The sequence below is a fragment of the Sphingomonas edaphi genome, assembly GCF_003583725.1.
In the GTDB taxonomy this organism is placed as follows: domain Bacteria; phylum Pseudomonadota; class Alphaproteobacteria; order Sphingomonadales; family Sphingomonadaceae; genus Sphingomicrobium; species Sphingomicrobium edaphi.
In genome coordinates this window covers 777,108-790,597 of record NZ_QXTF01000001.1, presented here as the reverse complement: position 1 = coordinate 790,597, position 13,490 = coordinate 777,108, and the positions used below count along the sequence as shown (strand labels likewise).

13 protein-coding genes are annotated in these 13,490 nt (G+C 63.0%); 7 read left to right on the top strand and 6 right to left on the bottom strand.

What is annotated here, in order from left to right:
• Nucleotides 1-53: 53 nt before the first annotated feature.
• The 6 genes from D3M59_RS04060 (at nucleotide 54) to D3M59_RS04035 (ending at nucleotide 7,400) form a co-directional block, all read left to right on the top strand.
• The gene (locus tag D3M59_RS04060) at nucleotides 54-1,613 is read left to right on the top strand and encodes a Do family serine endopeptidase (RefSeq protein WP_233543126.1); all 1,560 of its coding nucleotides are present in this window, start codon (nucleotides 54-56) and stop codon (nucleotides 1,611-1,613) included.
• A gap of 106 nt (nucleotides 1,614-1,719) precedes the next feature.
• Nucleotides 1,720-3,360 (top strand): helicase HerA-like domain-containing protein, encoded by a 1,641-nt coding sequence (locus D3M59_RS04055; protein ID WP_119531815.1) that lies wholly within the window; start codon nucleotides 1,720-1,722, stop codon nucleotides 3,358-3,360.
• Nucleotides 3,350-3,748 carry a nuclear transport factor 2 family protein gene (locus tag D3M59_RS04050; RefSeq protein WP_119531813.1) on the top strand — a complete coding sequence of 133 codons (399 nt, stop codon included), beginning with the start codon at nucleotides 3,350-3,352 and terminating at the stop codon, nucleotides 3,746-3,748. The genes D3M59_RS04055 and D3M59_RS04050 overlap by 11 nt, the downstream gene beginning before the upstream one ends.
• 64 nt (nucleotides 3,749-3,812) lie before the next feature.
• Nucleotides 3,813-4,127: a hypothetical protein gene (locus D3M59_RS04045; RefSeq protein WP_119531811.1), complete on the top strand. Its 315-nt coding sequence runs from the start codon at nucleotides 3,813-3,815 to the stop codon at nucleotides 4,125-4,127.
• Nucleotides 4,128-4,167: 40 nt separating this feature from the next.
• A complete protein-coding gene (locus D3M59_RS04040; protein WP_119531809.1) occupies nucleotides 4,168-5,361 on the top strand; it encodes a M20 metallopeptidase family protein in 1,194 nt (397 codons plus the stop codon).
• A 68-nt stretch (nucleotides 5,362-5,429) separates the two neighbouring features.
• On the top strand, nucleotides 5,430-7,400 hold the full coding sequence (locus tag D3M59_RS04035; protein WP_233543125.1) for an OPT family oligopeptide transporter: 1,971 nt from the start codon (nucleotides 5,430-5,432) through the stop codon (nucleotides 7,398-7,400).
• Here the strand turns inward: D3M59_RS04035 and queF are convergent.
• Nucleotides 7,397-7,849, bottom strand: coding sequence for a preQ(1) synthase (gene queF / locus D3M59_RS04030; protein WP_119531805.1), 453 nt, complete (start codon nucleotides 7,847-7,849; stop codon nucleotides 7,397-7,399). The genes D3M59_RS04035 and queF overlap by 4 nt on opposite strands.
• A gap of 63 nt (nucleotides 7,850-7,912) precedes the next feature.
• Between queF and D3M59_RS04025 the strand changes: the two genes are divergently transcribed.
• On the top strand, nucleotides 7,913-8,752 hold the full coding sequence (locus D3M59_RS04025) for a sulfurtransferase (RefSeq protein ID WP_119532861.1): 840 nt from the start codon (nucleotides 7,913-7,915) through the stop codon (nucleotides 8,750-8,752).
• Here the strand turns inward: D3M59_RS04025 and D3M59_RS04020 are convergent.
• The 5 genes from D3M59_RS04020 to ileS are packed head-to-tail and all read right to left on the bottom strand — an operon-like array spanning nucleotide 8,742 to nucleotide 13,490.
• Nucleotides 8,742-9,122, bottom strand: a complete 381-nt coding sequence (locus D3M59_RS04020; RefSeq protein WP_119531803.1) for a hypothetical protein — start codon at nucleotides 9,120-9,122, stop codon at nucleotides 8,742-8,744. The two genes, D3M59_RS04025 and D3M59_RS04020, sit on opposite strands and share 11 nt — an antisense overlap.
• 53 nt (nucleotides 9,123-9,175) lie before the next feature.
• Nucleotides 9,176-9,727, bottom strand: a complete 552-nt coding sequence (locus tag D3M59_RS04015; RefSeq protein ID WP_119531801.1) for a winged helix-turn-helix domain-containing protein — start codon at nucleotides 9,725-9,727, stop codon at nucleotides 9,176-9,178.
• Nucleotides 9,728-9,741: 14 nt separating this feature from the next.
• A complete protein-coding gene (locus tag D3M59_RS04010) occupies nucleotides 9,742-10,146 on the bottom strand; it encodes a DUF3035 domain-containing protein (protein WP_119531799.1) in 405 nt (134 codons plus the stop codon).
• Complete coding sequence (gene lspA, locus D3M59_RS04005) at nucleotides 10,139-10,639, bottom strand: signal peptidase II (protein WP_119531797.1); 501 nt, start codon at nucleotides 10,637-10,639, stop codon at nucleotides 10,139-10,141. The genes D3M59_RS04010 and lspA overlap by 8 nt, the downstream gene beginning before the upstream one ends.
• A complete protein-coding gene (gene ileS / locus D3M59_RS04000; RefSeq protein ID WP_119531796.1) occupies nucleotides 10,632-13,490 on the bottom strand; it encodes an isoleucine--tRNA ligase in 2,859 nt (952 codons plus the stop codon). Before ileS ends, lspA begins: the two co-directional genes overlap by 8 nt.

Below are 13,490 nucleotides of genomic sequence, written 5' to 3'. Positions count from 1 at the left end.
GAGCTTGACCTAGCGTCGAACATGCATCGCCAGAGCCAAGCGAGGGATTTTGAATGAAGCCGACGAAGGAGTCCAAACCAGTGCGCTACGCCTATGGGGTCGCGATGGCCCTGCTTCTGGGGGGTACCGCTTTTTCGGTGGCGACCGGCCAGGCCGGAGCCCAAGTCGCGCAGAACGCGCCGTCCGCGATCGTGCCGAAGCAGGGCGCCCCGACGTCATTCGCTGACCTGGCCGCCCGCCTGCAGCCGGCAGTGGTCAACATTTCTACCAAGCAGCGCGTCCCGGTTCGTCGCCAGGTCGATCCCTTCGAAGAGTTTTTCCGGCGCTTCGGCGGCCAGGCGCCGCAGGGCCAAGGTCAAGGGCAGGATAATAATCCGCAGACTCGCGAGACGGGTTCGCTCGGATCCGGCTTCATCATTTCGCCAGACGGCTACGTTGTTACCAATAATCACCTGATCCAGGGCGCCAACGGTACTGGGACGGTCGACAGCGTGACGGTTATCCTCTCGGACCGGAAGGAATATCCGGCGCGGATCATTGGCCGCGACAGCGCGTCGGACCTTGCGCTGCTGAAAATCGAGGGTTCGAACCTGCCTTACGTCAACTGGGGTGATTCTACCCGGGCGCGAGTGGGCGACTGGGTCGTGGCGATCGGCAATCCCTATGGGCTTGGCGGTACCGTGACGGCGGGCATTATTTCCGCCCTGCACCGCGGAATCACCGGTGCGGGCGCCTATGACCGCTACATTCAGACGGACGCCAGCATTAACATGGGCAACTCCGGCGGCCCGATGTTCGACATGGCGGGCAACGTTATCGGCGTCAACTCGGCGCTGATCTCGCCGACCGGCGCCAGCGTTGGCATCGGACTGGCCATCCCGGCCGAGGCTGCCCGCCCCGTGATCGAAGCGCTGCGTCGCGGCCAGCGGCCGGAGCGCGGCTACCTCGGGGTCGGCCTCCAGCCGCTCGACGAGAATATTGCCGACGCGCTCGGCCTTCCCAAGGATCGTGGCGAACTGGTTCGCTCCGTCGTCCCGGGCGAGGCTGCGGCCAAGTCGGGTATCCGACAGGGCGACGTGATCGTTCGCGTCGGCGGCCGCGAGGTTACGCCAGACGAAACGGTCAGCTATCTAATCGCCAACACAAGTGTAGGCAGCCGCGTCCCGGTTGAGGTCATTCGCGACGGACGTCGGCAGACGCTGCAGGTCCAGGTTGGCCAGCGGCCGACCGAGGAGGAGCTGGCAAAGCAGGTCGGCGGGACCGGCGACGACGACCAGCAGGCGCTGGGCGAGGAAACTCCCGTGGCGCCCGGTACGGCGCTTGGCCTTTCGATGCAGCCGCTGAACCCGCAAATCATCCGGGCGCTCAACTTGCCGACGGATGTACGCGGCGTGGTGATTACCGCGATCGACCCGAACAGTGATGCTGCCTCAAAGGGACTTCGCCGCGGCGACGTGATCATCTCGGTTAACCGGCAGGCGGTGACGGCGCCGGCGCAGGTATTATCTGCCGTCGATGCGGCACGACGTGCGGGCCGTAGCAGCGTCCTGTTGCTGGTGAAACGAGGGCAAGCACCAGAAGCCTTCATCGGCGTCGAAATCGCGCAACGCTAAACGCAGCTTGTTGCAGCCACTCCTTCGGCCTAGGCTTCGCGGCCCGGCCGAGGGAGTGACGCTCCCGTTCGGCGCACGGCAGAAGCCCGAGGAGTGACGCGACTTCATGGCCAGCAATCCCGCGACGAGTATCTTTATCGGCGCAGCCACGGGCGGCGGCAATCCACAGCAGCTAGAGCTCAAGCGCGCTAACCGGCATGGCCTGATCGCCGGGGCAACCGGCACCGGCAAAACGGTCACGCTGCAGGGGATCATTGAAGGATTGAGCGAGGCCGGCGTTCCGACGTTTGTTGCGGACGTCAAGGGGGACCTCGCCGGTCTGGCGATGCCGGGCGCCCCGACGGCCAAGCCTCATCAAGCCTTTGCCGCGCGGGCCGCAGAAATTGGCTATGCTGGCTGGTCGTACGAAGGATTCCCGGTACAGTTCTGGGATTTGTTCGGTGAGCAGGGTCACCCCGTCCGAACGACGGTGAGCGAAATGGGGCCACTACTTCTTGCGCGGCTGATGAACCTCAACGAGGTGCAGGAAGGGGTGATGACCATCGCTTTCCACGTCGCTGACAAGGAAGGGTTGATGCTGCTGGACTTGGACGATCTCCAGGCGATGCTGGTCAATATCGGTGAGCGTGCAGACGAGTTGACCCTTGAATACGGCAATGTCTCGAAGCCGAGCGTCGGGGCGATTCAGCGCTCGCTCCTCCAGCTTCGCGCGCAGGGCGGCGATCATTTCTTCGGCGAGCCCGCCCTCGACCTTGAGGATTTCCTGAAGCTCGATGAAAGCGGCAAGGGCATCGTTAACATTCTTGCCGCCGACAAGCTGATGGCTAGCCCGCGCCTCTACTCGACCTTCCTGCTGTGGCTGCTCAGCGAATTGTGGGAGTTGCTTCCCGAGATCGGTGATGCCGACAAGCCCACGCTCGCCTTCTTCTTCGATGAAGCCCACCTGCTTTTCGAGGACGCGCCGCCGGCTCTGCTCGAGAAAGTAGAGCAGGTTGTCCGGCTGATCCGGTCCAAGGGCGTTGGCGTCTATTTCATCACTCAGAACCCGATCGATATTCCCGACGATGTGGCCGGCCAGTTGGGCAATCGTGTGCAGCATGCGCTCCGGGCGTTCACGCCGCGCGACCAAGCGGCGGTGAAGTCGGCGGCCGATACCTTTCGGCCTAACCCCAACGTCGATGTCGCCTCTGCGATCATCGAACTGAAGGTTGGCGAGGCGCTGGTGTCGCTGCTGCTTCCGGATGGTGCGCCGTCGCCAGTCGAGCGGACGCTGATCAAGCCGCCGGCCAGCCGGGTTGGACCGCTCTCGCCGCAGGAGCGGGCATTACTGGTGCAGACCGACGCGATCGGCGCGAAGTATGACACGCTGCTGGATCGCGACAGCGCTGAGGAGATCCTGAAGGCCAAGGGCGACGAGGCCGCCGCAGCCGCAGCCGCAGCCAAGGCGGAGACAAATGCTCAGAAGGCTGCCGCGCTACAGGCAAAGGAGGATGCGATCGCCGCCAAGGAAGCAGCCCGCGTCAAGGCCGCCGAGGATAGGGCGCGGCTGCAACAAATGCGCGAGGAAGAACGGCGGCAGCGAGAATTGGAGCGCGAGCAAGCGCGAAGGGCACGGGAGGCCGCTAGGCCGACGATGGCCGACAAGATGATCCAATCGGCTGGGCGCTCGATCGCGTCGTCGGTCGGGCGGCAGCTTGGCAATTCGCTGCTGCGCGGCATCTTCGGCGGACTGATCCGTGGCCGCTGACTCGCCCTGCCCCGACGTCCGCGACTTGGAGCGTCAATGGCGCGACGCACTGGTCGCCAAGGACGAGGCGACGCTACGGCGCATCATCCATCCGCTGTTCAAGCTGGTTGGGATCCGGTCGACGGGGTCCGTCGCGGTCAGCCTCGATCAGTGGATCGAGGCGTTGAAGCGCATGGATATCGCCACCTTGGAAGTACGAGTGACCGATTGTGTCGCGCTGGAAAGTACCCTTGTCGCTTCGGTCGATGCGCAATGGCAGGTTCGATACCTAGGCCAATTGATCGATGAGCGTGTCCTGCTGACCGACGTCTGGGTGAAGGACGGCGACAATTGGCAGGTCGTCCGGCGGCACAGTTCCCCCGTGCCGCCCGGAGTCAAAATCGACTGACGATTGATTTTCCTTCCAGATGAGTCATTCTCCCCTCGTTGAATGTCCGTTGAGGGGTACGGGTATGTTCACGCTGATTATGGCGGCCGCGCTTGCCGCGCCCAATCCCGGAAGCATCGATGCTCCGCGGAAGGCCTTTGCAAGCTGCCTAAAAGCATTCGAGTCAAGCCAGATGAAAGCCAAGGTCGACGCCGCGGCGTATGAAACGGCGGTGAAGGCTGCTTGTCCGTCTGAAGCGGCGGCGTTGAGCGCTGCGCTCATCAGCTATGACGTGGCGATGGGCACGAAGCGGGCGAATGCAACGGCTAATGCTGAACGTGATGTCGACGATTATCGAATGACGAGCGTCGACCGCTACAAGGATATCACTTCCCACTGAGGTGATTGAGCCGCCCGTCGTGCGGCGCTAGGCTCGCTGGATGGACGCGACCGCCCTCGCCCGATGGAATGCCGCTGCGGAGGCGGGCCGGGACGAATTGATCGCGCTCCGGCGAGCGATACACGCCGATCCCGAGCTGGGGCTGGACTGCCCTCGCACTCGCGATCGGCTAATTGCATCACTCGAAGGCCTGCCGCTTTCCATTCACATGAGCGAGCGAGCGAGCGGCTTCGTGGCGAAGCTGGAGGGCAGGTCGGCTGGCCGGACCGTCCTGCTGCGCGGCGACATGGACGCCTTGCCGATCAAGGAAGCAACCGGCCTCGATTTCGCCAGCAGAGCGCCTGGCAGGATGCATGCCTGCGGCCATGACAGCCATTCCGCGATGCTCGCGGCCGCGGCGCGCATTCTTTCCACCCGTAGGGATGAAATCGCCGGTCGGATCCTGTTCATGTTCCAGCCGGGCGAGGAGGGACACCACGGTGCGCGGATCATGATGGAGGAGGGATTGTTGGGCGATGTCTTGCCCGACGCCGCGTTTGCACTGCACGTCTGGCCGGTGCTGCCGCACGGCACGGTCGCGTGCCGCGCCGGAGCGATGTTAGCCTCCACCGACACGCTGCGCGCCCGGATTATCGGCAAGGGCGGTCATGCAGCGATGCCCCACGATGCACGGGACCCTATTCCTGTCGCGGCGGAAGTTGTTCTCGCGTTGCAGTCGGAGGTTGCGCGCAGGACCCCGGTCACCGACCCGATCGTGCTGTCGATCACCAAAGTGGAAGCGGGGACGACGCACAACGTCCTTCCCGATGCGGTCGATATGCTGGGAACGCTTCGCACGCTTTCGCCCGCCGCCAGGGCGCGCGGCCAGGAGGCCTTCGAGCGGATATGCACGCATGTCGCGGCGGCGCATGACTGCGAGGCCGAAACGTCAATCGAGCCGGGCTATCCGCCGACTATGAACGATCCGCGCGCGGTATCAATGCTGCGCGAGATTGCCGGCGATGCCTTCACTGAATTTCCCGCCCCGAGCATGGGTGGGGAAGATTTCAGCTATGTTCTGGCCAAGGTGCCCGGAGCGATGGCGTTCTTGGGCGTTGCACCGGCGGGTAGCGATGCCGCCTCGCAGCCCCCTCTCCATAATCCGGGCATGATCGTCGACGAGGACGTGCTGCCGCTGGGTGTTGCGCTGCACTGCGCTTTTGCAACGCGATTCCTGGCGACCGGCTGGGATTGATTTTGCCTCTATCGCCGCAGCGGCAACTGTGATTGTGTCCGCGCCCTGACATGGGGGAGCGATTGACGATGGCGACGGCACCGGTTGTAGGGCTAAGGGAACTGACGATCCGGGGCGTGATCCTCGGCGGCCTAATCACCCTGCTGTTTACCGCGGCCAATGTTTACCTGGGGCTGAAGCTCGGCATCACCTTCGCTACCTCAATTCCCGCAGCGGTCATTTCAATGGCCATCCTTAAATTCTTCCGCGACGCGACAATTCAGGAAAATAACATCGTCCAGACGATCGCATCAGCGGCCGGTACGCTGTCGGCGATCATCTTCGTCCTGCCTGGCCTGATCATGGTCGGCTGGTGGACCGGCTTTCCGTTCTGGCTGTCGGTGGCGATCATCGCGCTCGGCGGTGTGCTGGGCGTCATGTATTCGGTGCCGCTGCGGCGGGCGTTGGTAACGGGTTCAGACCTTCCTTATCCCGAAGGTGTCGCCGCAGCCGAAGTGCTGAAGGTTGGCGCCGGCGTTGGCGGTGCGGAGGAAAATCGTCGCGGCCTGAAGATGATCGTGTGGAGCGCGCTTATTTCGGCGGGCTACGCGATCCTCGCGCAGACAAAGCTGCTTGCGACGGAGGCGGCGCGGACCATCAAGATCGGTGCGGGCGCGACGACAGTGTCGACCAGCCTGTCGATGGCCCTGATCGGCGTCGGCCACTTGGTCGGCATGGCAGTCGGCATTGCTATGCTGACCGGCCTGATCATCAGCTTCTTCATCCTGGTGCCATGGCAGGTCGGCCTGGCGGGCGTGACGCCCGCTTCGGACTTGTCGGAACTTGTCAGCACGGCGTTCCGGGAGAAGGTGCGCTTCATCGGCGCAGGGACAATGGGAGTCGCGGCAGTGTGGACACTGCTGAAAATCATCGGCCCTATCGTCAAGGGCGTCACGTCTGCTATTGCAGCAAACCGCACCCGTCGATCAGGGCAGGGGGAAAGCCTCGCGTTGACCGAGCGGGACTTGCCGATCACGATCGTGTTCGGAACGATCGTTGTGTCGCTCCTGCCAATTGGCTTGCTGCTTTCTGCTTTTGCCGGCAGCGGCGTTATCGCCGGTGCGCCGGTCGCCACGATCGGGTGGAGCTTATTCTACATCTTCGTCGCAGGCGCGATCATCGCCGCGATCACCGGCTATATGGCCGGCCTCATCGGTGCGTCGAACAGCCCCGTGTCCGGCGTCGGTATCCTTACCGTGCTGGGCATCTCGCTGGTGCTGGTTGCAATCTTCGGCCGTGACCTCGACCCTGAAGCATCAAAGAGCCTAGTTGCTTTCGCGTTGTTCGTGACAGCCATCATCTTCGGTGTCGCGACGATCGCCAACGACAACCTCCAGGACCTGAAGACCGGCCAGCTGGTCGGCGCTACGCCTTGGCGCCAGCAGGTCGCGCTGATCCTTGGCGTACTGTTCGGATCAATCGTCATTCCTCCGATCCTGACAATCCTGAACGATGCCTTCGGTTTCCAAGGCGCACCGGGCGCGGGTCCGAACGCGCTTGCAGCGCCGCAGGCCGCGCTGATTTCCGCCATCGCGCAGGGCGTACTGGGCGGGAACCTCGACTGGAACTTGATTGGGCTGGGCGCGGCCATCGGCGTGATGGTCATCGCGGTCGACGAAATCATGCGTGCGACAAAGAAGGGTGCACTTCCGCCGCTCGCGGTCGGCATGGGAATCTACCTGCCGATGTCGCTGACGCTGCTTATCCCGGTTGGTGCGCTGCTCGGCTATCTCTACAACAAGTGGGCCGAGCGTACGGCCGAGCCCGCCTTCGCGGAGCGGCTGGGAGTACTGATGGCGACGGGCCTCATTGTTGGTGAAAGTCTGTTCGGCGTCGCGTTTGCGGCGATCGTGGGGGCAACTGATAACGACACGCCGCTGGCGCTCATTGAAGAGGCCGCTTGGGCAGTTCCGCTGGGCTTGATGGTGTTCGCAGGTGCTTTGGCGTGGCTCTACTATTCCAAGACCCGCAAGGAAGCAGCGGCGCCGCTGACGGCTTAACCGCGGCCTCGGTAAGGAGCGACGCCCTGGTCGGGAAGCCAAAGCCCTTTGGGCGGCTCCCCCGACTGCCAGAAGACATCGATCGGGATGCCGCCGCGCGGGTACCAATAGCCCCCGATGCGCAGCCACGTTGGCTTCATCTCGTCGAATAGCCGCTTGCCGATCCCCACGGTGCAGTCTTCGTGGAAGGCGGCGTGATTGCGGAAGGCGCCGAGAAATAGCTTAAGGCTCTTCGATTCGACGATGGTATCGCCGGGCGCATAATCGATAACAAGGTGCGCGAAGTCCGGTTGGCCGGTCACGGGACAGAGAGAGGTAAATTCCGTTGCTGCGAAGCGCACGAGGTAGAGTTCACCACCGCGCGGGTTGGGCACATAGTCGAGTTCGGCTTTATCCGGCGACGTGGGTAGTGCGCTCGTCTGGCCAAGATGTTTTGGGGTCAAGTTCATGGGGCAGCGCTCCTAGCAGCGGCTGAAGGCAATCGCTATCCTACACTTCGAGGGAGCATGAGCATGGACGACTTGGTTTCCACTGACTGGCTGGCGCGCAACCTCGGCGAGTCCGATGTCGCCGTGATCGACAGCAGCGCTTTCCTGCCCACCGACAACCGCGATCCGGTCGCCGAGTTCGAAGTGGCGCATATCCCCGGAGCGCGATTCCTCGATATTTCCAAGGTCGCGGACAGAAGACATAGCGCGCCTCACATGTTGCCGTCGGCGGCGGAATTCGGTCGGGCGATGGATGAACTCGGGGTCAGCCGGAACGACCGCATTATCGTTTACGACAACAGTCCATTGAGGACGGCCGCGCGCGGTTGGTTCATGTTCCACCATTTTGGGGCGGAGCGAGTCGCGATCCTTGACGGCGGATTCCAGAAGTGGCGTTCGGAAGGGCGTTCCGTCGAAAGCGGAAGCGCCCGGGCGCGCCAGGGGCGTTTCGATGCTCGGGAGCGCGTCGGGGAGGTAGTCGACAAAGCGGCGCTATTGGCGGGCACGGGGCTGCCTGTGGTCGATGCGCGCGCTCAGAGACGCTTCGAAGGGATCGACCCCGATCCCCGCCCCAAAGTCGGCGCAGGCCATATTCCGGGTTCGATGAACCTGCCACTGACCGAACTTTATCGCGACGACGGGACGTTCAAATCCGAAGCGGAGCTTCGCCGCGCCTTTGAAGCAGCCGGGATCGACCCCGAAAAGCCCTTCGTGGCGAGCTGCGGATCGGGGGTTACAGCAAACAGTCTGATCTTCGCCGCGCGCCGCTTGGGAGGGCGAGGCGCAAAGCTTTACGACGGGAGCTGGAGCGAATGGGGCGCCGATCCGGCGACGCCAAAGGAATGTGGCTGTTCTACAGGCTGAACAGCTGGTCGATCGAGTCAACGCCCGCGCTGAGTTCCTGCTTCAGGCGCGCAATCGCCGCAGGGTGTGGAGCCTTACCCTCGTCGGTGCAGCCCGTGATGGCTTCTAGGCCCGCCGCCGCCGCCGCTGCGGTCCGCGCGGAACGGGCGTCGTAGCAGCGCTGGCGGGCGGGGAAGGCAACCGGCCAGGCAGCGGCCAGCTTCGCTTCCACCATGCTGTCAGACGGTACCTCGCCTGCATATTGCTCGACACACGCCAGCGCCTGGCGAATCGATGCGAGGCGGGCAACAGCCTCGGCATAGGGTCCCGCCGTCGTTGAAGCAGTGACCTCAGTCGATTCGTCGAACGATTCGGGCAGGAAATGAATCATGATGCCTCGTTTGCCACGAGACGGTAAATCTTCGGTGAATCAGCTTGGGGTGCTCAGGCGGCCGACGCATTTTCGATGTCGCGGAGAATCCAGCCACGCTGGGGGATCGTCTCGATAAACTCCGCGCCGCCACTGGCGGAGCGCAGCTTCTTGCGAAGCTTCGAGATGAAAACATCGATGATCTTCGGCTGCGGCTGGTCGTCGGCGCGGCGATAGAGATGCTTCAGGAGCATCTGGCGCGTAACGACATTGTTGCGGGCGAAGGCCAGCAGTTCCAGCACGCGATATTCCATCTCGGTGATGCCGATCGGATGGCCGTCGATGCGGATCAGACGCTGGACCGGATCGACCGCCAAGCGGCCGCCGCAAAGCGTTTCGGGAAGCTCGCTTCCGCTAGCCTTCAAACTGGCGAGCAGGCGCGACGCCGCTTCCTCATTATCTTCCGGTGACAGCGTGACCGGCGAACCGATCAGCAATTGCTGCACCTCGGCAAGCGACTTGTGCGCTTCTTCGACTAGGCGGCTGCCTTCTTCGAACCGGCGGCGCGAGCGGTCGAGCATCGCTTCGATTTCGACCAGGCGGGCGGACAGCGTCTCCGAACTCATGCGTTGGTTCGTCCTTATTGCGGGGTCTGGGCGGACGCGTCCTGACCGTCGCCTTCCGGCGCGGCAATGATCGCCTGCGTGGCCTGGCCCTTGTCGACGACGCGGGTGTCTGGTGCGCCGGCGGTCGAGCGGATGCCAAGTGCGGCGCGGTCGCGGCCGGCGCTGTCGAGCATCGACGTTTCGGTCGCGCTGCGCGGGGCGGGGCCGCCGAACAGCGCCTCGATCGCCTGCGTTTGTGCATCCTGCGCGGTCAAGCCAACGGTGCCGGCGACCGGCGGGGTCAGTGAATAGTCGGGGGGAATGACGAGTGGTGCGTTGCGAGCTACCGCGAATTCGTCGAGCGTCGCCCGTTTGCCGCTGAGCACGCCGCAGCCGCCGAGCAGGATAGCTGGGGCAAGAATGAAGAGGGCCTTACGCATGTTCGTTCGTTCCTTCAGGCGCCTTGTCCCGGACGAGGAAGGCGCGGAGCAGCAAGATGACGACGCCGATGCTAATCGCGGCGTCGGCGACATTAAAGACATAAAAGGGGCGGAACGAGCCAAAATGCAGGTCGAGGAAGTCGACCACATAGCCGAACCGCACCCGATCGACGATATTTCCGACCGCGCCGCCCAATACCATGGCGAGGGCCAGTTGGTCGCCCCGTTTCTCTTCGCGTGTAATCCACCAGGCCACGCCAATGGCGATTGCGGCGGTCATTGCGACCAGCATCCAACGGTGACCGTCGTTCTGCGCCTGCGCCAAACCAAGGCTGATGCCGCGGTTTTCGACCCAGGTCAGGTTAAAGACCGCCAGCAGTTCAATCTGCCCGCGCTCCATCAGGCGGAGCGGGTTGATCATCACCCACTTGGTCAGCTGGTCGACGATGAAAATGACCAGCGCCATGACATAGGCAGTAGTGCGGTTACCCATTCACGACATCCTCGCAACGCGCGCAAAGATCGCCGTCCTCTACGACCTCTGGCAGGAGCCGCCAGCAGCGGCCGCATTTGTGCTTGTTGGTCTTGGCCACCGACAACGCTTCTCCGGGTGTGACCGAAGAGACGATGAACAATTCGGCCAGCAAATCAGTGTCGGCGTCGCCGGGCACCGTTATTTCCGCTTCCAGACTGGAGCCGATGACCTTGTCGCGACGGAGCGGTTCGATAGCTTCGGTTACCGCCACTCGCTGCTCGCGAAGCTCGGCCCAGCGTATCTCCAACGCCTCGTCGCGCCAGTTGGCGTCGACCTCCGGCCATTCCAGCAGGTGGACGCTTCCAGCGCTTGGATAACGTGTGCCCCATACCTCCTCGCTGGTAAAGACCAGCACGGGTGCCGTCCAACGGACCAGAGCGTGGAACAGCGCGTCCAGCACTGTGCGATAAGCACGGCGTTTCGGATCCGACGGCGCATCGCAATAAAGGCAGTCTTTCCGGATATCGAAGAAGAAGGCGCTGAGGTCGTTGTTGCAGAAATCAGCCAGCGCGCGCGTGTAATCGTTGAAGTCGAAGTCGTTGACCGCCGTGCGCAGCCGCGCGTCAAGGTCGGCGGTCAGCGCCAGCATGTAGCGCTCCAGCTCCGGCATAGATTCGATCGCAATTCGCTCTTCGTCGCTGAAGCCGTCCAGTGCGCCGAGCAGGTAGCGGAAGGTGTTCCTTAGCTTGCGATACTGGTCGGCGACACCGGCAAGGATTTCCTTGCCGATACGATGGTCCTCGGTGAAGTCGACGCTGAGCGCCCACAGCCGCAATATGTCCGCGCCATAGTCGCGCATCAAGTCGAGCGGGTTGACGGTGTTCCCCAGGCTCTTGGACATTTTCATGCCCTTCGAGTCCATGGTGAAGCCGTGGGTCAGGACAGCATTGTAGGGCGCACGGCCCCGCGTACCGCAGCTTTCCAGCAAGCTCGACTGAAACCAGCCGCGATGCTGGTCACTCCCTTCAAGGTAGAGGTCGGCGGGCCAGCGCTGTTCGGGCCAATAACCGCTCTCCAGCGTGAAAACATGGGTGCAGCCGCTGTCGAACCAGACGTCGAGAATGTCGGTAACGCGCTCATAATCATGAACGTGGTAGTTGGCGCCGAGGTATTCCTGCGCGCGCTCGTCTTCCCAAGCGTCGACGCCTTCGGCCTTGATCGCGGCGACGATGCGGGCGTTGACCTCGGCATCGACCAGCAACTGGCCCGTCTTGCGGTCCACGAAGACGGCGATGGGCACGCCCCAGGCTCGCTGGCGGCTCAGCACCCAGTCGGGGCGACCTTCGACCATTGATCCGATGCGGTTGCGTCCCTTTTCGGGGACGAAGCGGGTTTCGGCAATGGCCTTCAAAGCTAGCTGGCGAAGCGTCGCGCCTTCATCGTCGCTAACATGATGTGCGGGATCGAGCAGCGCGCCGCCTTCGCCTTCCCACCGCTTTTCCGCCGGCGTCTTGAAGTGATGATGGCCCAGCGGCTTATCCATCGCGACAAACCATTGCGGCGTGCAGCGGTAAATGACCTTGGCTTTCGACCGCCAGCTGTGCGGGTAACTGTGCTGGTAGTCCGCGCTGGCTGCTAGCAGCCCGCCGGCTTCGCGCAGGTCGTTGCAGATCGGGCCGTCGGGCGCGTTGAACTTGGGGTTGATGACAGACCCTTGTCCGCCTAGCCAAGGCCAGTCCTCGCGATACTTGCCGTCGCCCTCGACCGCGAACTGCGGGCCGATGCCGTGGGTCTTGCAAAGTTCGAAATCGTCCTCGCCATGGTCCGGTGCCATGTGGACGAGACCGGTGCCGCTGTCAGTCGTGACGAACTCACCCGGCAGGAAGGGGCGTGGCTTGGCAAAGAAGCCGCCGAGTTTGTGCATCGGATGGCGGGCGACGGTGTCGGCGAGCATTTTGCCCGGAAAATCGTTGAACGTGACCCATTCGCCATCACCCAAGCCGGCGTTCCGCATTCGCGTCACGAACTCATTCCAGAGATCGCTCGCGATCAGGTAGCGGGGACCGAGGCCACTTGTACTGCCTACGACGTCGTATTTAATGTCCGGATTGAACGCGATCGCCTGATTGACCGGGATCGTCCAGGGCGTGGTTGTCCACACCACCGCATATGCGCCGATCAGCTCCGGAAAAGGGCTTTCGACGATCTCGAATGCCACGTCGATCTGGGTTGAGGTAATATTCTCATATTCGATCTCGGCCTCGGCCAGCGCGGTCTTTTCGACTGGGCTCCACATCACCGGCTTGGCGCCGCGATAGAGCTGGCCGCTTTCTGCGAACTTGTAGAGTTCGGACACGATCGTGCCTTCGGCCTGATAGTTCATCGTGAGGTAGGGCTTGTCCCACTGCCCGCCGATGCCGAGGCGCTTCAGTTGCTCGCGCTGCGTGTCGACCCAATGCTGCGCGTAAGCGCGGCACTCGGCGCGGAACTCCTTGACCGGCACCTCGTCCTTATTGAGCTTCTTCTTGCGATACTGCTCCTCGACCTTCCACTCGATAGGCAGGCCGTGGCAATCCCAACCGGGGATGTAGGGCGCGTCCTTTCCCAGCAGCGTCTGGGTGCGGACGACCATGTCCTTCAGGATATGGTTGAGCGCATGGCCGATGTGGATGTCACCGTTCGCATAGGGCGGGCCATCGTGAAGGATGAACTTTTCGCGGTCTTTGCGGGCTTTCCGCACTTGGGCGTACAGGTCGCCTTCCTGCCACTTAGCGAGGATGAGCGGCTCCTTCTGCGGCAAGCCGGCCTTCATCGGAAAGTCGGTCTTCGGCAGAAATACGGTGCTGCGGTAGTCGGGCTTTTCGGACAT